22 protein-coding genes are annotated in these 18,494 nt (G+C 59.3%); 9 read left to right on the top strand and 13 right to left on the bottom strand.

Going from position 1 to position 18,494, the window contains the following annotated elements:
* Positions 1 to 13: 13 nt before the first annotated feature.
* Complete coding sequence (locus V8J85_RS07700; RefSeq protein WP_339953140.1) at positions 14 to 892, bottom strand: DMT family transporter; 879 nt, start codon at positions 890 to 892, stop codon at positions 14 to 16.
* Positions 893 to 1,347: 455 nt separating this feature from the next.
* Here V8J85_RS07700 and V8J85_RS07695 point away from each other — a divergent pair, with 455 nt between their 5' ends.
* The 8 genes from V8J85_RS07695 (at position 1,348) to V8J85_RS07660 (ending at position 7,549) form a co-directional block, all read left to right on the top strand.
* The gene (locus V8J85_RS07695; RefSeq protein ID WP_339953139.1) at positions 1,348 to 2,526 is read left to right on the top strand and encodes an aspartate aminotransferase family protein; all 1,179 of its coding nucleotides are present in this window, start codon (positions 1,348 to 1,350) and stop codon (positions 2,524 to 2,526) included.
* A complete protein-coding gene (locus V8J85_RS07690) occupies positions 2,519 to 3,001 on the top strand; it encodes a GNAT family N-acetyltransferase (RefSeq protein ID WP_339953138.1) in 483 nt (160 codons plus the stop codon). Before V8J85_RS07695 ends, V8J85_RS07690 begins: the two co-directional genes overlap by 8 nt.
* 27 nt (positions 3,002 to 3,028) lie before the next feature.
* The gene (gene argF, locus V8J85_RS07685) at positions 3,029 to 3,934 is read left to right on the top strand and encodes an ornithine carbamoyltransferase (RefSeq protein WP_339953137.1); all 906 of its coding nucleotides are present in this window, start codon (positions 3,029 to 3,031) and stop codon (positions 3,932 to 3,934) included.
* 82 nt (positions 3,935 to 4,016) lie between these two features.
* A complete protein-coding gene (gene trpB, locus V8J85_RS07680; RefSeq protein WP_339953136.1) occupies positions 4,017 to 5,246 on the top strand; it encodes a tryptophan synthase subunit beta in 1,230 nt (409 codons plus the stop codon).
* Between the two features lie 146 nt (positions 5,247 to 5,392).
* Complete coding sequence (locus V8J85_RS07675) at positions 5,393 to 5,824, top strand: PepSY domain-containing protein (RefSeq protein WP_339953135.1); 432 nt, start codon at positions 5,393 to 5,395, stop codon at positions 5,822 to 5,824.
* Positions 5,825 to 5,916: 92 nt separating this feature from the next.
* A complete protein-coding gene (locus V8J85_RS07670; RefSeq protein ID WP_339953134.1) occupies positions 5,917 to 6,543 on the top strand; it encodes a TIGR02466 family protein in 627 nt (208 codons plus the stop codon).
* A gap of 32 nt (positions 6,544 to 6,575) precedes the next feature.
* Positions 6,576 to 7,037 (top strand): hypothetical protein, encoded by a 462-nt coding sequence (locus V8J85_RS07665; protein WP_339953133.1) that lies wholly within the window; start codon positions 6,576 to 6,578, stop codon positions 7,035 to 7,037.
* A gap of 32 nt (positions 7,038 to 7,069) precedes the next feature.
* The gene (locus tag V8J85_RS07660) at positions 7,070 to 7,549 is read left to right on the top strand and encodes a helix-turn-helix transcriptional regulator (RefSeq protein ID WP_339953132.1); all 480 of its coding nucleotides are present in this window, start codon (positions 7,070 to 7,072) and stop codon (positions 7,547 to 7,549) included.
* 80 nt (positions 7,550 to 7,629) lie between these two features.
* Here the strand turns inward: V8J85_RS07660 and V8J85_RS07655 are convergent, their stop codons facing one another.
* The 11 genes from V8J85_RS07655 to V8J85_RS07605 all read right to left on the bottom strand — a co-directional run bounded on the left by V8J85_RS07655 (position 7,630) and on the right by V8J85_RS07605 (position 15,741).
* Positions 7,630 to 8,007 carry a DUF2237 family protein gene (locus V8J85_RS07655; protein WP_339953131.1) on the bottom strand — a complete coding sequence of 126 codons (378 nt, stop codon included), beginning with the start codon at positions 8,005 to 8,007 and terminating at the stop codon, positions 7,630 to 7,632.
* Position 8,008: 1 nt separating this feature from the next.
* A complete protein-coding gene (locus tag V8J85_RS07650; RefSeq protein WP_339953130.1) occupies positions 8,009 to 9,175 on the bottom strand; it encodes a serine hydrolase domain-containing protein in 1,167 nt (388 codons plus the stop codon).
* Between the two features lie 54 nt (positions 9,176 to 9,229).
* Complete coding sequence (locus tag V8J85_RS07645; RefSeq protein WP_339953490.1) at positions 9,230 to 10,237, bottom strand: DUF2332 domain-containing protein; 1,008 nt, start codon at positions 10,235 to 10,237, stop codon at positions 9,230 to 9,232.
* An 11-nt stretch (positions 10,238 to 10,248) separates the two neighbouring features.
* The gene (gene pth, locus V8J85_RS07640) at positions 10,249 to 10,920 is read right to left on the bottom strand and encodes an aminoacyl-tRNA hydrolase (protein WP_339953129.1); all 672 of its coding nucleotides are present in this window, start codon (positions 10,918 to 10,920) and stop codon (positions 10,249 to 10,251) included.
* Between the two features lie 48 nt (positions 10,921 to 10,968).
* Entirely contained in the window at positions 10,969 to 11,319 is a 351-nt protein-coding gene (locus tag V8J85_RS07635; protein ID WP_339953128.1) for a hypothetical protein, read from the bottom strand.
* The gene (locus V8J85_RS07630) at positions 11,312 to 12,133 is read right to left on the bottom strand and encodes a hypothetical protein (RefSeq protein ID WP_339953127.1); all 822 of its coding nucleotides are present in this window, start codon (positions 12,131 to 12,133) and stop codon (positions 11,312 to 11,314) included. Before V8J85_RS07630 ends, V8J85_RS07635 begins: the two co-directional genes overlap by 8 nt.
* Complete coding sequence (locus V8J85_RS07625; RefSeq protein WP_339953126.1) at positions 12,126 to 12,785, bottom strand: hypothetical protein; 660 nt, start codon at positions 12,783 to 12,785, stop codon at positions 12,126 to 12,128. Before V8J85_RS07625 ends, V8J85_RS07630 begins: the two co-directional genes overlap by 8 nt.
* A gap of 26 nt (positions 12,786 to 12,811) precedes the next feature.
* Positions 12,812 to 13,342, bottom strand: a complete 531-nt coding sequence (locus V8J85_RS07620) for a hypothetical protein (RefSeq protein WP_339953125.1) — start codon at positions 13,340 to 13,342, stop codon at positions 12,812 to 12,814.
* Between the two features lie 244 nt (positions 13,343 to 13,586).
* Positions 13,587 to 14,063, bottom strand: coding sequence for a TlpA family protein disulfide reductase (locus V8J85_RS07615; RefSeq protein WP_339953124.1), 477 nt, complete (start codon positions 14,061 to 14,063; stop codon positions 13,587 to 13,589).
* 118 nt (positions 14,064 to 14,181) lie between these two features.
* On the bottom strand, positions 14,182 to 14,850 hold the full coding sequence (locus tag V8J85_RS07610; protein WP_339953123.1) for a 50S ribosomal protein L25/general stress protein Ctc: 669 nt from the start codon (positions 14,848 to 14,850) through the stop codon (positions 14,182 to 14,184).
* A gap of 111 nt (positions 14,851 to 14,961) precedes the next feature.
* Positions 14,962 to 15,741 carry a universal stress protein gene (locus V8J85_RS07605; protein ID WP_339953122.1) on the bottom strand — a complete coding sequence of 260 codons (780 nt, stop codon included), beginning with the start codon at positions 15,739 to 15,741 and terminating at the stop codon, positions 14,962 to 14,964.
* Between the two features lie 129 nt (positions 15,742 to 15,870).
* Here V8J85_RS07605 and V8J85_RS07600 point away from each other — a divergent pair, with 129 nt between their 5' ends.
* Positions 15,871 to 17,034 (top strand): MFS transporter, encoded by a 1,164-nt coding sequence (locus tag V8J85_RS07600; RefSeq protein ID WP_339953121.1) that lies wholly within the window; start codon positions 15,871 to 15,873, stop codon positions 17,032 to 17,034.
* Between the two features lie 288 nt (positions 17,035 to 17,322).
* Here the strand turns inward: V8J85_RS07600 and V8J85_RS07595 are convergent, their stop codons facing one another.
* Positions 17,323 to 18,486, bottom strand: coding sequence for an alpha-hydroxy acid oxidase (locus V8J85_RS07595; RefSeq protein WP_339953120.1), 1,164 nt, complete (start codon positions 18,484 to 18,486; stop codon positions 17,323 to 17,325).
* Positions 18,487 to 18,494: the final 8 nt, after the last annotated feature.

Here is an 18,494-nt window from a genome sequence, read left to right as displayed (position 1 = left end):
TGGCAGGTTGACCTCAACCCGGATTACCGTTCTCGCGCCAGGCCAGCAAGGTTGCGCCGGTCAGGATCGTGGCTGCCCCGATGATACTGACGGCGTCGGGCACCACATCGAAAAGAGCCAGATCGTAAAGCGTCGCGAAGATCAGGGTGATGTAGCTGAATGGCGTGATGAAACTGGCATCTGCCCGGGCCATGGCGTTCACGAAACAGGCCTGGGCCATGGCCATCAAGACGCCCAAAGCCGCGAGTGCCGCCCATTGTGCCGGGGTCGGCACGATCCAGACGGGCAACACGGCGATGGTGGCGATCGTCAGCCCCAAGGCGTTGTTGGTCAGAAGGATCTGCAACGGCCGCTCGCGATCGGCGAGTTTCTTGATGAAAATCAGCTCCATCCCCAGAAAGACCGCCGCGCCCACAGCCAGCAAAGCCGCGATTTGAAACGTCTCGGGCCCCGGCCGCAGGAGAACCATCGTACCGACCAATGCAGTGATCGCGGCGACCCAGCGCCACGGACCGACCCGTTCGCCCAAGAGCGGAATCGCGAGCAGCATGCCGAAGACGGGGTTTAGGAAGCTGATCGCCGTGGCATCGGACAAAGGGATATAGGCGACCGAGGCGAACATCAGCGTCACCCCGCCCCAGCCGAAACAGGTCCGTCCGATATGGATACCCCAATGCGGGCGGGTGAAGTGCGGACGGAGGGCGGCCACGGCGGTGCATATCGCCAGAAAAGCGAACAGAAAACGCCCGTGACTGATTTGTAGGGGATGCAGGGCCGGGCCGAGGCTGTCGGTGCCCAGCGTCTTGGCCATGAGCATCGTGCCCGCGATGAACGCGGTGGCCGACAGCATGAAGGCGATGGCCAAGGGTGGATTGGCGGGGCGTGTGGTCATGGGGAATGTGTGGCGTGAAGCCATTCAGGCCGCAATCGGGAAAAGATCAAAATGCTACATTAGCCCGAGCCGGTCCGTCGACGGTCCGCGGGGTGGCGATGCGACGGTTATGTCGGGGCAGTTTATTCCAATGTCCGTGATGAGATCCTTGCACGTGGCACCAAGATCAGCCAAATCGCCAGCCCGGCGGGGCGGACTGTCGATGGATCGGCGCCTTCGGCTTGTTCCGATCCGGGTGCGATTGAAACGCTGACGCTTAAGAATACCGAAATAATCGCTTCCCCCGTCCCGAATTCCGCGATATCCCACCAGCATGATGATGCAGATGACAGCCCAAAACCGACGCCGACGCTAACCGCGCCGCCTTTTGTCATACCCTCATCTAACCCCTTAAAAACATTGACTCGCCCCTGCGGTTCTGCACCAATCGGGCCAATCCACGAAGGATGATCGCGATGATCCCGTCTATTCTGCCCACCTATAACCGTGCGCCCCTGACATTCGTGTCGGGTGAAGGCTCTTGGCTGGTCGAGGCGGATGGGCGACGTTTTCTGGACCTCGGTGCCGGGATCGCGGTGAATGCGCTGGGGCATGCGCATCCGGCGCTGGTGAAGGCGCTGAACGCGCAGGCGTCGGCGCTGTGGCATGTGTCGAACCTTTACAACATACCGGCCCAGCAAAGGCTGGCGGATGCGTTGGTGGACAAGACCTTTGCCGACACGGTTTTCTTTACCAATTCCGGGACAGAGGCCTGCGAATTGGCTGTAAAAATGGCCCGCAAATACTGGTATGAGAAGGGCGAGGATCGGACAGAGATCATCACCTTCACCGGTTCTTTCCATGGCCGGTCGAGTGCGGGGATTGCCGCCGCCGGGTCGGAGAAGATGACCAAGGGGTTCGGGCCTTTGCTGCCTGGATTTACCCATCTGGAGTTCGGCGACCACGACGCATTGACCGCAGCCGCCTCGGACAAGATCGCCGCGATCATGGTCGAGCCTGTGCAGGGTGAGGGCGGTATTCGGCCGTTGCCGGATGCCTGCCTGAAGGGCCTGCGCGACCTTTGCGACCAACATGGGATCCTCATGATCCTCGATGAGGTGCAGTGCGGGATGGGTCGAACCGGCAAGCTCTTTGCCCATGAATGGGCGGGCGTCAGCCCGGATATCATGATGGTGGCCAAAGGGATCGGTGGAGGTTTTCCGTTGGGCGCTGTGCTGGCGACAGAGGGCGCCGCATCCGGTATGACCGCTGGCACGCATGGATCGACATATGGCGGCAACCCGTTGGCCTGCGCCGTTGGGACCGCCGTGATGGATATCGTGGGTGACGAGGCTTTTCTATCCGACGTGAACCGTAAGGCGGGCCTGTTGCGGCAAAAGCTGGAAGGATTGGTCGCCGCCTATCCCGATGTCTTTGAAGAAGTGCGCGGATCGGGCCTGATGCTGGGTCTGAAGTGCAAGGTGGCCAACAGCGACGTCGTCAGTGCCGGTTTTGCCCAAAGCATCCTGACCGTGCCCGCCGCCGACAATGTCGTCCGTCTGCTGCCTGCCCTCAACATCAGCGACGGGGACATCGCGGAGGCCGTCGATCGGCTCGACCTTGCCGCCCGACAGTTGCAAGGGGAAAATGCGTAACTACAGCTTTCGCCGCCTGTCCCACGACGACCTGCCCTTGATCCGCGCATGGCTGAACACGCCGCAGGTCAAGGCATGGTGGGGCAGCGCGGACAGGCAGATTGCGCTGATGAATCAAGATATGAAAAGCGATACGATCAATATGCATGTCGTGGAATTGGTGGGCAAACCGTTTGCCTATATTCATAACCACGACGCGCGCGCCTTCGCGATGCCGGAATATGCCGACCTGCCACCGGGTGCGCGGGTGATCGATACCTTTCTGGGTGATCCGGATTATCTGGGGCAAGGGCATGCGGCGGGCTATATCGACGCCTACCTTCGCGACTTGCGAATGCATTACCCGATGGTCGCCGTCGCGGCGAATACGACCGACGCACGGACCTTGGGCATCTACAAACAGGCCGGGTTTCACAAACGACGATTGGCGGCGACGCGCGATGGCAAACTTGTGCAGGTGATGACCCACCTTTAGCTTTCCGATTTTACGAAGAAGAAAAACATGAAACATTTTCTCGATATCGACGTCACGCCCGCCGAAGACCTCAAGGCGATCGTCACCCAGGCGATGACGATGAAAAAGGCGCGCGAGGGCCAGCCGAAAGGCACGCCCGACGCCGAGCAGCCGCTGGCCAACCATATGGTGGCCCTGATCTTTGAAAAGCCCTCGACGCGGACCCGTGTGTCATTCGATGTCGGCGTGCGCCAGATGGGCGGGCAGACCATGGTGCTGTCGGGCACCGATATGCAGCTTGGCCATGGTGAGACGATCGCCGATACGGCGCGCGTTCTGTCGCGCTATGTCGACCTGATCATGATCCGGACTTTTGAAGAACAGACGCTGCTGGAGATGGCCGAATACGCGACCGTGCCCGTGATCAACGGCCTGACAAATCGCACCCACCCCTGCCAGATCATGGCCGATGTCATGACGTTCGAGGAAAAGATGGGCCCGATCACAGGGAAGAAGGTCGTGTGGTCCGGCGACGGCAACAACGTCTTTGCCAGCTTTGCCCATGCCGCCCGGCAATTCGATTTCGATCTGGTCTTCACCGGCCCGCCGCCGCTTGATCCGGAACCTGCGTTGAATGGCCTTTATACGACGATCCGCAACCCGGACGAGGCCGTTCAGGGCGCTGACCTTGTGGTCACGGATACATGGGTCAGCATGCACGATCCGCAATCGGCGCGAGAGCGGCGACATAACCAGTTGCGCGGCTATCAGGTCAATGACGATCTGATGGCCAAGGCCAAGCCTGATGCGCTGTTCATGCACTGCCTCCCCGCGCACCGCGATGATGAGGCGACGAGCAGTGTGATGGACGGGCCGAACTCGGTCATCTTTGACGAGGCCGAGAACCGGCTGCACGCGCAGAAGGCCATCATGCGCTATTGTCTGGGCAAGTAGACATCCTTTGCCGCACCAAAATCCTCTAGCGGATTTTGTGTGGACAGCCTAAACCACATCGACCGCGGATAGGACGACCAACATGGCAAACGATCTTTTCAACAGCTTCATGACCGGTCCCGACGAAAAGGGCCGGTTCGGGAAATTCGGCGGGCGTTTCGTGTCCGAGACGCTGATGCCGCTGATCCTTGAACTGGAAGCGCAGTACGAAAATGCCAAGACAGACGAAACATTCTGGGCCGAGATGCATGATCTTTGGACCCATTATGTCGGTCGGCCCAGCCCGCTATACTTTGCCGAGCGGCTAACCAACCATCTGGGCGGGGCCAAGATCTACCTCAAGCGGGATGAGCTGAACCACACCGGCGCGCACAAGATCAACAATGTGCTGGGCCAGATCATCCTTGCCCGGCGGATGGGAAAGACCCGGATCATCGCCGAGACGGGGGCCGGGCAGCATGGTGTGGCCACGGCAACTGTCTGCGCCAAGTTTGGTCTGAAATGCGTGGTCTACATGGGTGCGCATGACGTCGAACGGCAGGCCCCGAACGTGTTCCGCATGCGTTTGCTGGGGGCTGAGGTCATCCCTGTGACATCTGGCCGTGGCACGCTGAAAGACGCCATGAACGACGCCCTGCGCGACTGGGTGACCAACGTGCGCGACACGTTCTATTGCATCGGTACGGTTGCCGGGCCGCACCCTTATCCAGCAATGGTCCGCGATTTCCAGGCGATCATCGGCAAGGAAACCAAGCAACAGATGCAGGAGGCCGAAGGGCGCCTGCCCGATACGCTGATCGCCGCGATCGGCGGTGGATCGAACGCGATGGGTCTGTTCTACCCCTTCCTCGACGACAAAGAGGTCAACATCATTGGGGTCGAGGCTGGCGGCAAAGGCGTGAATGAGAAGATGGAGCACTGCGCCTCGCTGACCGGTGGACGGCCCGGCGTGCTGCATGGCAACCGCACCTATCTGTTGCAGGATGATGTGGGGCAAATCCTCGAAGGGTTCTCGATCTCTGCAGGGCTCGACTATCCCGGGATCGGCCCTGAACATGCCTGGTTGCATGATATCGGACGGGCGGAATATGTGGCAATCACGGATAAAGAAGCGCTTGAGGCGTTCCAGCTGTGCTGCGCGCAAGAGGGGATCATCCCTGCGCTCGAACCCTCGCATGCCTTGGCGCATGTGATGAAAATCGCACCTGATTTGCCCAAGGATCACCTGCTGGTGATGAATATGTGCGGACGCGGTGACAAAGACATTTTCACCGTCGCCAAGCATCTGGGCGTCGATATCCAGACCGAATAAAAGCCTAAACTATCGTTTAGGGCTGTCTTTCATCGGTTTAGCGCGCATCGGCTAAACCGGTGAGCAATGGTCTGCGCGCATTGTGTCCTGCACCCTCTGCCGATCGGCGCGAATGCGCGCCACGAGCGAGAAAAGAGGACCAGACCATGAAAAAGACGAAATTTCTATCCACAACTGCCGCAGCCGCCGCGTTGATCTTTACCGGCACCGTAAGTTTCAGCCAGTCGATCACCGAGCAACTGATCACACAACTGACCGAGCAGGGATACGAGCGTATTGAAATCGACAATGATGGACGAACGGTCGAAGTCGAAGCGACACGCGGAGATTTCAAGTTGGAAGTCGTTTATGACGCGACGACCGGCGAAGTCATCGAAGAAGAAGTGTCGTCAGTCGATGATGAGGATGATGAGGATGATGAGGATGATGGCGACGTCGCAGACGATGAAGATGATGAAGATGATGACGAGGACGAAGACGACGAGGATGATGATGAAGAAGAAGACGACGAAGACGATGATGACGAAGACGAAGACGAAGATGACGACGATGATGATGACGACGACGATGACGACTAAGTTGTCATTCACCTGACGTCGATCGATGATCTTTGGCCTTGCCCCGCGTCACCGATGCGCGGGCGGGCCCATCGGTCGGAAAGCAAACATAGATGAAACTTCAAACGACAAAGTACGAAAAACTTTTCTCGACGCCCGTTCTGCGATTTCATGTCGAGGGCCATGACGATCTGAACACAGCGCTGTTGCGGGAAGGCAATGACATGCGGGCGTTGTCTGAAGGTGTGTCGAAATCCAATCGCGCCGGGTGGCATTCCGAAGGGAACCTGTTCAAACGAAAGACCGCTTGCGTGCAGACCCTTAAGACGCTGGTCACCGACAGTATTGCCGCGGCGAATGCCCAGATCGGGGCGAGGGCCGACTTTGACGAACTGTCGCTGAAACTGTTCGGATGGATGAATATGAACCCGGCCGGTGGATATAATGCCCCGCATACCCATCCGGGTGCCCAATGGTCGGGCGTCTATTATGTGTCGCAACCGGCGGTCGAGACTGGCAATGCGGGGATGATCGAATTCCTCGATCCCCGCTCCGATCTGCCGAATTGGCGCATCCTCAAAGCGCCCGCGTTCCGGCTGAAAAAGAAGCTGAGGCCGATGCCGGGCGATATGATCCTGTTCCCATCATATCTGGTGCATTGGGTTTATCCCAACGAGTCCGAAGAAGAACGTGTATCGATCGCGTTCAACGCGACCTTCAAAACCCGGCGCAAGAGTTGACGATGAAGCCGTATTATCAAAGAGTGACTGTCATGAAAAAACGACTGGCCCTATGCATTGGCCTGACTATCGCGCCACTATCCGTGGCGGCCCAATCCGTTGAAGAACAGGTTGTGTCCCAGCTGCGCGCGCAGGGTTTCACTGGCATAACCGTCGAAACAACGCTTTTGCGTCGTTTGCGATTTGAGGCAGAGCGTAACGGCCAAACCCGGGAACTTGTCATCAATCCACAAACCGGCGAAGTCATGCGCGACCGCTGGGTCAGCGAGCGAAGCTCACCGACCGTCATCATACCCGGTGGGGGGCGTGATGATGACAACGACGATCATCGTGGTTCGTCCAGTGGTTCATCGTCCGGCGGCGGATCCGGCGGCGACGATGACGATGATGACGACGATGATGACGACGACGATGATGACGACGATGATGATGACGATGATGATGATGACGATGACGACGACGAAGACGATGATGAAGACGACGATGACGACTGAGCACCTGCGCAAATCGTGAAGGAGCCTCGCCCGTGATCAGCCGCTGGTATATTCCGGCCATCGTTCTCGTTCAGGTCATCTGCGCGGTCTTTTTCGTATCACAAATCCTTTCGTCCATCCTTGGCTTTGCGCCGTTCAGTTGGCAGGTCCACGAACTGATCGAAGTCGGGGCCGCCTTGGGTTTGATGCTGGGGGTCATCCTTGGGCTTTTGATTCTGCGACGCACCGTGGCGCGCAACATCGTGGTCGAGGATCAGTTGCGCCTTGCCTCTGGTGCCTTCATGGAGGTGCTCGAGGAACGTTTTACCGATTGGGCGCTCACTCCAGCCGAACGGGACGTGGCGCTTTTCGCGATCAAGGGCATGTCGACCCAGGAAATCGCCGCCCTGCGGGAGGTCAGCGAAGGGACGGTCAAGGCGCAGACGAACGCGATCTATCGCAAGGCAGGGGTCAGCGGACGGACCCAGTTGCTGAGCCTGTTCATCGATGATCTGATGAGTGAGGCGGTTTGATATAACACCCGCCCCGGCCTAAAGGCGGAGCCTCAACATTGACCAAGAGGTCCCCGGTCAAGCCTAAGACGGCGTTAGGCCTATCCCAATATCCCCGCATATTGCCGCAACACATCGATCGGCACGATATCCAGCGCGCGGACATGGGTCGCGTGCAGGTTCACCTGCGGTGCGCAGCCTTCCTCGTGTGCTTGCAGGAACCGGCTGGCGCACAGGCACCACTGATCCCCCGGCTTCAGCCCGGCAAAGCCGAATTCGGGGCGTGGCGTGCTCAGGTCGTTGCCGACATATTTCGAGAAGGCGAGGAATTCAGCCGTCATGACGGCACAGACGGTATGGCTACCGGTGTCCTGCGCGCAGGTATCGCAGGCGCCGTTGCGAAAGAATCCGGTCATCGGATCGATCGAACAGGGTGTCAGTGCGCTGCCAAGCACATTGAATGACGGATCTTTTTCCATATCAGTTCAGGCTTTCTGCGATCAGGCGAAACATGTCTTCGTTCTGCTGGCTGACGCCGGGTTCGCGAAACCGGCGGTCGGCGGCGTGGACCGAGATGACCACATCGTTGATACGGTCAATGTAGATGTACTGACCGTAAATGCCACGGGCCATGAACTGGCCATCTGTCGCACCTGCCGGGATCCACCATTGATAGCCATAGCCGGTGCTGCCTACGGCTGTATTCGCGCTTGGCACGGTCGCGGCATCCACCCAATCTGCGGGCACGATCTGCTGCCCGTTCCAGCGCCCGCCCTCGGCGATCATCTGACCAAAGCGGGCATTGTCGCGGGTGGTCGTGTTCAGGCCGCCCAACACGAAGGCCACGCCAAATCCATCGGTCACATAGTAGACCTCTGATTCCATTCCCAACGGCTGGATGATTTTTTCGCTGAGCAGGTCGATCACGCTGTGGCCCGTCGCGCCGCGAATGACCATCCCGATCACATGGGTATCGATCGAGACGTATTTCCATATCTCGCCCGGCGGGGCAAAGCTCTGATCCTGCCCGGCGGCGAACGTGTCCATCGACGCGCCCAGGGCCAACACGCGGCCCATTTTGTTGATATCGGACCAGAAATCGAGATAGTCCTCGTTGAACACGATGCCCGACGACATCTGCAAAACATCCTTGATGCTGGTGTCTTCATAAGCCGTGCCCACCAGCGATGGCGCGTATTTGGTCACCGGCTCGTCAAGGCTTTCGAAGGTGCCTTCGTCCAAAAGGACACCGAACAAGGCCGACAGATAACTTTTCGAGATCGACCAGTTGATACGGATATCGTCGGGGCCTGTGCCTTTGAAATAGTCCTCATACACCACCGCGCCGTCTTTGAGGATGACCAGCCCGGTGATACTGCGGTCGGTGATCCAGCTTTGCACCGGGGCGGGCAGGGTGACCTGATCGCCGACGGGTAGTTCACTGGCCGGGCCATCGCCGCGATCGAGCGGCGTGTTCAGAAACGCGGCGTTCATGTTCGAGAAATTGCCGACGATGTTCTCTTCATCGAACAGTGTCAGCACGGTGCCAAGCCGCCCGATTTCTTCCCGCTTCCAAATGCCCACCGCAACAATGACAAGCGCCAGCAAGATCAGAATGCGGCCCGTCCATTTCAGAAATGATTTCATGATGTTCCCTGCTTTCCCGCCATCATGTCGGGCAGCGTGCATAAGGGCAAGCGCCTAGCCGCGCCAGTCCACCCAGCGTCCATGAAAATCCACGCGACCCAGATCGACATGCAGATCACCCGGCCAAAGGCGAAGGGTCATCGCGGCACCCGGATCGCCGCCATCGCTTTCCATGCTGAACCAGGCGAGCGGAGTGTCATCTGTCGCGGTGGCGCCTGCTGCTTCGATCAGTGCGGTGCCCTCGGCCTGCTTCTTCGCCGGAAAGTACTGCCAAGCGACGGTGCTGTAGATCAGATGCAACTGATCCGGCTGATGCGCCAGACGTCCCGCGAGCCAATCAACCGCATCCCCTTGCGCGACAGGCGTATCGGCCGCCGCAATCGCTGCATTCGTCAGTTCCAACCGATGCGGCTGATCTGGCCAAAGATAGGCCTGCAGGCGTAGCGCGTCGGTCTTGGGATCAAGCGGATTGAGGTCCACACCAGCGCGCTCAACGACCCTCGGCGCGACAAGCGGAGGCACGGGTCCGGTCCAATCTGGCGTCAATGTCAGTACTGCGTCAGCCGGACCAAAACGCTGTCCGTTTGCTTCTAGCGCATAGCGATCCCAGTTCAGGTTCAGCCCCGCGCTTGCCCCCAGTTCCGAGGTGCGGATGGGCAACCCGAAGCGACCCGCCAACCAATGCCCGACCGAGATCAGTGCGGCGGACCGCCGGACTTCATTCGTTTGTGGGGCGCTGTTGAGCCATTCATTGATGGTCGCTTCGTCGCTGACCAGCGTGGCGCTGACGGCGTCCCACAATTCATCGTCGGTCACTTGAGCGGGTGGATAAACTGCGTCGAGCACGGCATGACCGTTCAAACGCAAGCTATGGAGCGCCCCGGCCAGCCGCAACGACACCGATTGCCCACGCGGGGTGAGATCACCTTCCCACGCAAAGATCCGGTCACGGATCACACCTTCGGGCCACGGCATGGTCGCGCAAACCCGCATCAACTGCCCCATAAAGGGCGACCCGAGGCTTTCGCAGGCCTTCGCCTGAAACGCTAGGGCAGATGATATGGGCTCAGGGGCTAGCGAAACCGGTCCACCAGTTTTTGCAAGGCCGAGCGGTCATCGACAGGCTCTGGCGCGGGTTCCGCCGGTTTCGGTTTGGGCGCTGATTTAGACGACCGGGGCGGGTTCAGCCGCAACGACACGGCATTCAAAAACCGCCCGCCATCGCCTGATACAAGATGCGCGATCCCATCGCTGATCCCGCGCAATTCATCATCCAGCCATTCCGCATCCGCCTTGGGAAAATCGCGCAGCACGTATCCCGGCACAGCATCCTTGTGCCCCGGATGGCCGACGCCCATCCGGACGCGATCATAATCGGCGCCGATATGCGCATGGATAGACCGCAAACCATTATGACCGGCGTGACCGCCACCCGTTTTCAAACGGATTTTGCCGGGAGCGAGGTCGATCTCATCATGAAAGACGATCACATCGGCGGGCTCCAGCTTGAGATAGCGCATCGCCTCGCCCACGGATTGGCCCGACTTGTTCATGAACGTCTCGGGCTTGAGCAAGGTCACCTTGTCCGACCCGAACCGCCCCTCGGCGATCACACCCTGAAATTTCGACCGCCACGCGGCAAAACCGTGATCGGCGGCAATCCGGTCCATCGCCATGAACCCGATATTGTGTCGGTTCTGCGCATATTTCGCGCCGGGATTTCCAAGGCCTACAAGCAGTTTCATGGACGCAACCTAACCTGTGCCGCGACGCAGCGCCAGTTCATAGCAGTCTTAATGCAAAGGGTTTTGTGCGACGGGCGCGCCCAGAATTTCACGGACGGCACGCATTTTGCGGGACGGGCTTTGCATCGGATCCGAAAGCACCTTTCGCATTCTCAACTGCCCCAGGGGGGTCAGATCATCGCGGTAGAGAGAGTCGAGTATCAGCCAGACATCTTCGTTCTCGTAGATGCCCTCGTCATACAGGCGGTGCATCAAGGTTGCGATCGACAGACGAAACCCACCCTCGGCGGTGATGCGATTGCGCGGATGGCCAAAATAGGCGGCGACAGCGGCATCGATGAATGCCACCCTGTTATCGGCGTCGGCCTTGACCAACATCCGCTTTTCAACCTTAAGCATCACGATCCCAGTCGAAAAGCTGTGCGATCCGCAAAGGCGCGAATGCATCTTTCAAAGCGGCGACGTTATCAGGTGCGCCATCACGCGCGACATAGGCCAGGACGAGTCTCTCCAACGCATCCGAGAGCCCCGCCTGCCCACGCGCATCCTGCAACTGTCGACGTAAGATGTGCCCTTCGCGAATGGTGTCGATCCACTGCAGCGGCGAATGCGCCATCGGTGCCTCTTCGTCGTCCAGATCATCGTCAAGAAAGACAAAGTTGAATTTTGTCTGCAGCAGCGCATCAAGATCGTCGCCAGCGTCACTGTAAATCGCGTCTGTCGCGTCGGCATAGGATTCCGCAGTCACCGCCTCTTGAAAGGCAACGGCAAATTCCCGGGCTGCCGCGTATTGAGGTTGTGACAGTGCCTTGACCGCCGCGGGCTGTGTGAGAATCCATCGCAATGCGCTGATCCACATGATCCGCGGGGCAAAAGGGTCAAAATTCAGGCAGTATCCATCTTCCAGCCAATCGCAAAATCGGGCCATATCCATCGGGGCGATCTGGGGAATCCCCTCCGCAGCGAAAGCGCGCAAAAGCGTCATTTCGTCATAGCGCCACGTGTGGCTGTTCTGGTCAAAGACGGCATCATCGACCTTTTGCGTGGCCGTGTGGCATTCCGCGCGAAATCGATCGGGCGCGTCCAGTTCAAGAAAGATATGCGGTGCCAGCCGGTATGGGATGGACATCCCGAAAAGCACGACCAGATCAGCGATCAGATGGGGACGATAGCTGACGATCGCGGTCTCGAAGCGTTGAAGGCTGTCAGGCACGTGCAAAGTACTCCTTGATCTCGGCCTCGTTCACGGGCACGCCGGTTTGCGCGGCATACGCCGCAAGGCGTCGCGTGCCATCTGGAAGGCCGCTGCAACATCTTTCCACGGAATGAACACGCAAGGCCCTGTGGCAGGCCAGGCGAAATGCGTGCGCCGCGTCCCGGTGCATGTCCAGTTGCATCGTGCGCCGGATCGTATCGGCGTCGTAGTCGGTCAGCGCAGTTGACGTCAAAAGGGTCTGCAATGCGACGAAAGCATCATAAAGGTGCATTTCCTGTTCGGCGATACTGTCCGCGGCGGCGGTCATTTGGTCCTTTGGAATGAACTGGAAAAGCATATCCTGCTGCGCGGCGGCATCCTGATCCATCGGATAGAATGGGGTGAGAAGGCGCACTTCGCGATCCGTCGGCGCGGTCTGGTAGAAGTACCACAAAAAGTCGAAAAGGTTGCCGTTGGTCAGTTTCGATGAAAACTGCGCGAGGCGATCGTGGTCCACCTCGATGGTTTCATCGTTGGATTTTGGTCGGCCATAGGCACCATCATGCAGAAGATGGCGGCAAACGTCACGGACATGGGCCGGGTGTTCGACGATCAGCGACCGAATTTCGGAAAAGGAATCCAGTGCCAGCCAGGCAATGGCCTGATCCAATCTCGTGGCGTCTTGCGCTGATATCCTTACCGGCACAGCCAGTCTCCGAGGCCATAACCGACAGCCGCGCCCCCGGCGCCGCCAAGTGCGGCGCCTTGATAAGCACCTACCGCCGCGCCACCGACCGTGCCCACACCAGGCGCGACCAACGTGCCGCCGGCGGCACCCCCGCCGCCGCCAAGAACAAAGCCGCCAGCCCCCCCGATCAACGTGCCGCCACCGGTAAAGGTGCCGACACATACCTGTTCGGCCGATGGCAGGGCATTCCAGATCCGTTGCGTCAATGGCGGTGGATATTCGTCGCTATATTCCGGCATCGGACGGCCATGTAGGTCTTCCCATTCCGCCTGGGTCGGAAAATCCTTGGCCAGATATTCATCGATCTTCGGGTGCGGCGGCGGACCACCGCAATGCTGATTGTAGAAATCATTTGCCCTTTGAAGGCTGGATCTGGTTTCGTTCCAGGGTCGGACATGGTTCGGGATTTGAGAAGAAACAGCGTTGGGTGCAAGCCCGCGGGCAAGCCTGTTGATCAAACCTTCATGGGGGCCCTCCATCAAGCGATGGATGTAGTCCCGTACACAAGTGCACATGTCTGACTGGCATGTCCTGAGCGCCTTGCGAAGCCCGCCGCGTTCCTGCCTCCAGATCGATCTATCGACAACACCAAGCAAGTTTCGCGGCCTTTCAATTCAAAAACACAACAGCCAAAAGGTCTGACATCCGCGACTTTGTCAACAGAGTGCACCATGGAGTCAACGTACCCGCGCCGGTTTCAGGGGGCGGGGCCGGAATGCAGCGTTAGCGTCCCGCCGCGACAAGCTGCGCAAAAGCGCCCTCCAACTCGGCGCGCGGACGCACGCCGTGCAGATTACCCCGCAACTGCCCCTCTGCATCGAAAAGCAACAAGGTCGTATAGGGTGCGCCATAGCCATTGGCAAAGGCGGCCCCGTCTTCGGCTTTTACATTGGCCACGCGATATTGCAGGTCGCGGTCGTCGAACGCCTTCAATGCAGCCCTTGTTTCGCGCTGCAGGTCGATGCAGGCCCCGCATTGAGGGTCGTGAACCTGCACGACGACAGGAACGCCCTGACCAATGACGCTCAGGTCATGTTCGGCGATCGTCGCCATGACCGTGCTGACCGTAAAGAAACCGCCGATGGCCACAAGGCCCCCGATCAACGCGGCATTGCGCAGCACGCCGCGGCGATGGGCCGTGGGTTTCGGTGCCGGTGCTTGCTTTTTCCGTTTCGGCTGCTGTCGGCGCTGTTTCTTCATGATGTTCCTCGCATTTTTTCGATCATGACAAGAGCTGCCGAACGGGGGGGGTAAACTCGTCGTGAATGCAAAAAGGGCGCCCCCGGAGACGCCCTTTCCAAAATCCGATCCGAATGCCTTACGTCTCGGCTTCGGTCTCTTCCTCATCACCTGCGGTCGGCACCTCATCGGCGGCAACTTCTTCGTCGCTCTCATCCTCGTCTTCGGCCAGAACGGCGCGCGGTGCCTGGACGTTGGCGATGACAAAGTCACGGTCGGTGATGACCGGCTTGGCGCCCTCGGGCAAGGTCACACCACTGATCGAAATCGTGTCGCCCATTTCAGCCTCGGCCAGATCGACGGTGATGCTTTCGGGGATGTCACCGGCCAGCACGTCCAGTTCGACCTCGTTCCGCACAACGGTCAGCACGCCGCCCTTTTTCACGCCGGGGCAGGTATCTGCGTTCAGGAACTCGACCGGGATGAAGATGTTCACGCGGCTTGTACGCTTCAACCGCATCAGATCGATATGCGTCGGCAGGTCCTTGACCACGTCACGCTGCACACCGCGGCAGATCACCCGGACGTCTTCCTGTCCCTCGATCTTGAGGTTGAAAAGCGTCGACATGAAGCGGCCTTTGCGCAGCATGGTCAGCAAATAGTTGAAGGGAATGTTGATCGCCTGCGGGTCTGCCCCACCGCCATAAACAATGCCAGGTACGTCGCCGTTGCGGCGAGCTTGGCGGGCGGCCCCCTTGCCTGTCCCCGCGCGTACCGTGGCGTTCAGATCAGGGATCTGTCCAGCCATAGTATTTCTCCAATATGTAGGGGCCCGCCTCCAAGGGTGTCCGAGCCCGATGAAGCCGTGGCTATAGGGGGGATTCGGTAGGATGGGAAGGGGGTTTTTGTGTGCGCGCGCCTATTTGGCAACCAAAATATCACTAGGCGGGTTGCGGATCATATCGGATGAAAAGCCACCCAACAGGAAGCGCCCGACATTTGAACGTGTATGCGCACCCATGACCAACAGGTCGTGATCGTTGTCCTTCATGATCTGATCGACGGCATCCACTGGCCGGGCTTCGACAAACATGGGGGGCGGCAAATCATCATCCAGCCCAGCGACGGCAAGCCACGTGGCATAGTCACGCTCTGCCTCTTTGTGGAATGACACGTCATGTGCGTGGAAAAGACCTATCCTGGCTTGCGGCAGCAGGGCCTTGGCCAATCGGACCGCCCGGGCGCAGGCCGGGGACAGGTCCACCGCAGCCAACAAATGTGCGTACGGGGCCTCAGCCGGATTGACGACCGCCAGAACGGGTTGGCGGCTGTGGCGGATCAACCGCTCCATCGTTGTTTCCTTGATCTTGTCAAAGAACAGACGGCGGCGATGCACACCCAGGATCAGCAGGTCAGCCATGACCTGTTCAGCTACCTCACCGACTTCGGTGACGACATCACCGACGGGCACCTGAATGTCGGTTTTCAGCTTGGGGTCGGGCACGCAATCGTTCAGTTTCGTTTGCAGCGTGATCGTGGCCTGTTTCTGCACATGGGCCGCGATGTAAGCGGGCAGGGCACTGTCCACGACATAAGCGACCGTGACGGAAGCGCCATGCGCTTCGGCCAGTCTGACAGCACGCCGGATCGCATGGTCAGACCGTTCGGACAGGTCGCTGGCAACAAGGATACGTTTCATGGGATCGGTTCCTTCACACCAATCCAGTTAGGCACTGCGTATCACCGCGCAAGAGGGCTGCGACAACCTGCACAGGCCCGTGAACTTTGGACCTTGCTTTGGGAATATTTTAGATGCAGCACTGCGTTCATGTCGATCATGAACGCCCTTTCCGTCTCGCGCCGCCCCGCCGCCGCCTTTGTGGTGATCGGCCTGTTCTGGGGGTGCTTCGCCGCCCATGTACCAGTGCTCAAGGCGCAGATGGGCGCGTCGGATGCGTTGTTCGGGACGCTGTTATTGGGGTCCGCTACCGGGCTGGTTTCGGCCATGTGGCTCGCGCCGCGGGCTGATCACTGGCTGGGCGCGCGCAGCATGCAATTCGGGGTCGTCGCGCTGTCGCTGGCGTGGCTGATCCCCGGCAATATGACGGTGCCGATCCTTTTCGCGCTGTCCATGGCGCTGGTCGGCTTGTGCTCTGGCCTGCTCGACGTGGTGATGAACGCGCGCGTCAGCGAACTCGAGGCTGACCACAGACGCCCGCTGATGAATGCGAACCACGCCATGTTCTCGGTCGCCTACGCAGTGTCGGCGGTGATCGTCAGCTTCACGCGCGAAGCGGGGGTCGCACCCGTTTATGTCTTTGCTGGCTTCAGTATATTTTGCATCCTGTTAGCCCCATTCCTGCGGATGCGCGTCGCACATGTCGCCGCGGAAGAAGGCTATCAGGGCGGCTATCCGATCTGGCCTATCGCGCTGTGCGGGGCGATCACCCTGATCGCGTTCATGTCCGAGGCGACGGTCGAGGCGTGGTCGGCGCTTCATGTCGAACGCACGCTGGGTGGTGGCGCCGCCGAGGGCGCGCTGGGCCCCGCAATGCTGGGCCTGACCATGGCGATTGGGCGGTTTTCGGGGCAGGCGGTTTCAGAGCGGTTCAGCGAAATTCCTGTGGTCATCGTGGCCGCGATCATCTCGGCCAGTGGTGCGCTTATCGCGGCGGTGGCACCGACCCCAATCGCCGCCTACTTTGGCTTTGGCATCCTGGGCCTTGGTGTTTCGGTCATCGGGCCCATCGGGCTTGCGCTTGTCGGCAAGATGGTCGCCCCCCATCTGCGGACCGAGGCGATCAGCCGGGTCGCCGTGATCGGCTTTTCCGGTTTCTTCTTTGCCCCCATGTTGATGGGGCTGGCGTCCGAAGCGTTCGGCCTGCGGGTTGCCTTTGCCGGTGTTGCGCTTGTCCTGATCAGTGCTGTGCCATTCGCGGTTTTGGTCTCGCGCCTGAACGCCGCAGATCGAAAGGTGGCTTTGCAAAACTGATTATCAAAAGGGACCGGTTTTCACCGGCCCCTTTCAACCTGTGATCGACGCAGTGGTGTTTGCGTCTATGCACCGTGAGTATGCCGTAAGCCGGGAAAGTCGCGCGCGGAATGCAATGAAATAGTAGGTTGCTCCGCGCATCGTCCAATAATCCTCATAACAAATCGATAAGGCATTCAACGTGTAATTCACATGCCTTAGCCCAATGGTGCAGGCCTGGCCCGCACCGGTCAACGAAAATGTCCGTAACTTGCGTGGCTAGTCAGGAAAACCTGACCTCGGCGGACTTTACGCCCACCGGCCCTCGAAATCCTCGGGCACCAGCAAAACCTCGCGATCAAGCGTCTTGACATCCCGCCGCCCGCAGAGGGCCATGGTCGTATCGAGCTCTTTGTGAATCACGTCCAGAGCCTTTGTCACGCCTTCCTGTCCCATGGCACCCAGCCCATAAATATAGGCACGCCCAATATAGGTGCCCTTCGCACCAAGGGCGAGCGCTTTCAACACATCTTGCCCCGATCGGATGCCGCTATCCATATGCACTTCGACCTGATCACCGACAGCGGCCACGATCGATGGCAGCATGCGGATCGCCGACAAAGCGCCGTCAAGCTGCCGCCCGCCATGGTTGCTGACGATGATCGCGTCCGCGCCGACCTCCACCGCTTTCTTGGCGTCCTCCGGATCCAGGATACCCTTTAGGATCAGCTTACCGCCCCATTTTTCTTTCAGCTTGGCGATCTTGTCCCAGTCAAGCCGCAGGTCGAATTGTTCCGCAGTCCAGGATGACAGGCTGCTGGCATCGCCAACCCCTTTGGCATGGCCCACGATATTGCCGAATTGGCGTCGTTTTGTCTGCAGCATGCCCATCCCCCAGCGCCATTTGGTTGCCAAGTTGAGCATGGTCGGCAGGGTCAGCTTTGGTGGTGCGGTCAACCCGTTCTTGAGGTCCTTGTGCCGCTGACCCAGGATTTGCAGGTCCAGCGTCAGCACCAGCGCCGAACAGCCCGCATTCTTCGCCCGCGCGATGATATTATCGACGAATTCCTCGTCCTGCATGACATAAAGCTGAAACCAGAACGGCTCTTTTGTGTGCTCGGCCACATCTTCGATCGAACAGATCGACATCGTCGAGAGGGTGAACGGCACGCCGAATTTCTCTGCCGCTTTCGCCGCTTTGATCTCACCATCCGCGTGCTGCATGCCCGTCAGTCCAACAGGCGCAAGCGCCACCGGCATCGCTACGTCTTGCCCGATCATCTGGCTTGCCGTTGTCCGGCCGGACATATCCACCGCCACGCGCTGGCGCAGGCGGATCTGATCAAAGTCCGACGTGTTCTCACGAAAGGTCTGCTCGGTCCAGCTGCCGCTTTCCGCATAGTCGTAGAACATCTTGGGTGTGCGGCGTTTGTGCAGGCGACGGAGGTCGTCGATCGTGGTGATGACCGGCATGGGTGGAA

The organism is Yoonia sp. 2307UL14-13, assembly GCF_037572755.1.
In the GTDB taxonomy this organism is placed as follows: Bacteria; Pseudomonadota; Alphaproteobacteria; order Rhodobacterales; family Rhodobacteraceae; genus Yoonia.
This window is presented reverse-complemented; position numbering and strand designations above follow the sequence as displayed.

Excerpts from the sequence above, each read along its gene's own strand:
- V8J85_RS07700 (WP_339953140.1), bottom strand. The coding sequence starts at position 892 with ATGACCACACGCCCCGCCAATCCACCCTTGGCCATCGCCTTCATGCTG.
- V8J85_RS07695 (WP_339953139.1), top strand. The coding sequence starts at position 1,348 with ATGATCCCGTCTATTCTGCCCACCTATAACCGTGCGCCCCTGACATTC.
- V8J85_RS07690 (WP_339953138.1), top strand. The coding sequence starts at position 2,519 with ATGCGTAACTACAGCTTTCGCCGCCTGTCCCACGACGACCTGCCCTTG.
- argF (WP_339953137.1), top strand. The coding sequence starts at position 3,029 with ATGAAACATTTTCTCGATATCGACGTCACGCCCGCCGAAGACCTCAAG.
- trpB (WP_339953136.1), top strand. The coding sequence starts at position 4,017 with ATGGCAAACGATCTTTTCAACAGCTTCATGACCGGTCCCGACGAAAAG.
- V8J85_RS07675 (WP_339953135.1), top strand. The coding sequence starts at position 5,393 with ATGAAAAAGACGAAATTTCTATCCACAACTGCCGCAGCCGCCGCGTTG.
- V8J85_RS07670 (WP_339953134.1), top strand. The coding sequence starts at position 5,917 with ATGAAACTTCAAACGACAAAGTACGAAAAACTTTTCTCGACGCCCGTT.
- V8J85_RS07665 (WP_339953133.1), top strand. The coding sequence starts at position 6,576 with ATGAAAAAACGACTGGCCCTATGCATTGGCCTGACTATCGCGCCACTA.
- V8J85_RS07655 (WP_339953131.1), bottom strand. The coding sequence starts at position 8,007 with ATGGAAAAAGATCCGTCATTCAATGTGCTTGGCAGCGCACTGACACCC.
- V8J85_RS07650 (WP_339953130.1), bottom strand. The coding sequence starts at position 9,175 with ATGAAATCATTTCTGAAATGGACGGGCCGCATTCTGATCTTGCTGGCG.
- pth (WP_339953129.1), bottom strand. The coding sequence starts at position 10,920 with ATGAAACTGCTTGTAGGCCTTGGAAATCCCGGCGCGAAATATGCGCAG.
- V8J85_RS07635 (WP_339953128.1), bottom strand. The coding sequence starts at position 11,319 with ATGCTTAAGGTTGAAAAGCGGATGTTGGTCAAGGCCGACGCCGATAAC.
- V8J85_RS07620 (WP_339953125.1), bottom strand. The coding sequence starts at position 13,342 with ATGGAGGGCCCCCATGAAGGTTTGATCAACAGGCTTGCCCGCGGGCTT.
- V8J85_RS07615 (WP_339953124.1), bottom strand. The coding sequence starts at position 14,063 with ATGAAGAAACAGCGCCGACAGCAGCCGAAACGGAAAAAGCAAGCACCG.
- V8J85_RS07610 (WP_339953123.1), bottom strand. The coding sequence starts at position 14,850 with ATGGCTGGACAGATCCCTGATCTGAACGCCACGGTACGCGCGGGGACA.
- V8J85_RS07605 (WP_339953122.1), bottom strand. The coding sequence starts at position 15,741 with ATGAAACGTATCCTTGTTGCCAGCGACCTGTCCGAACGGTCTGACCAT.
- V8J85_RS07600 (WP_339953121.1), top strand. The coding sequence starts at position 15,871 with ATGTCGATCATGAACGCCCTTTCCGTCTCGCGCCGCCCCGCCGCCGCC.
- V8J85_RS07595 (WP_339953120.1), bottom strand. The coding sequence starts at position 18,486 with ATGCCGGTCATCACCACGATCGACGACCTCCGTCGCCTGCACAAACGC.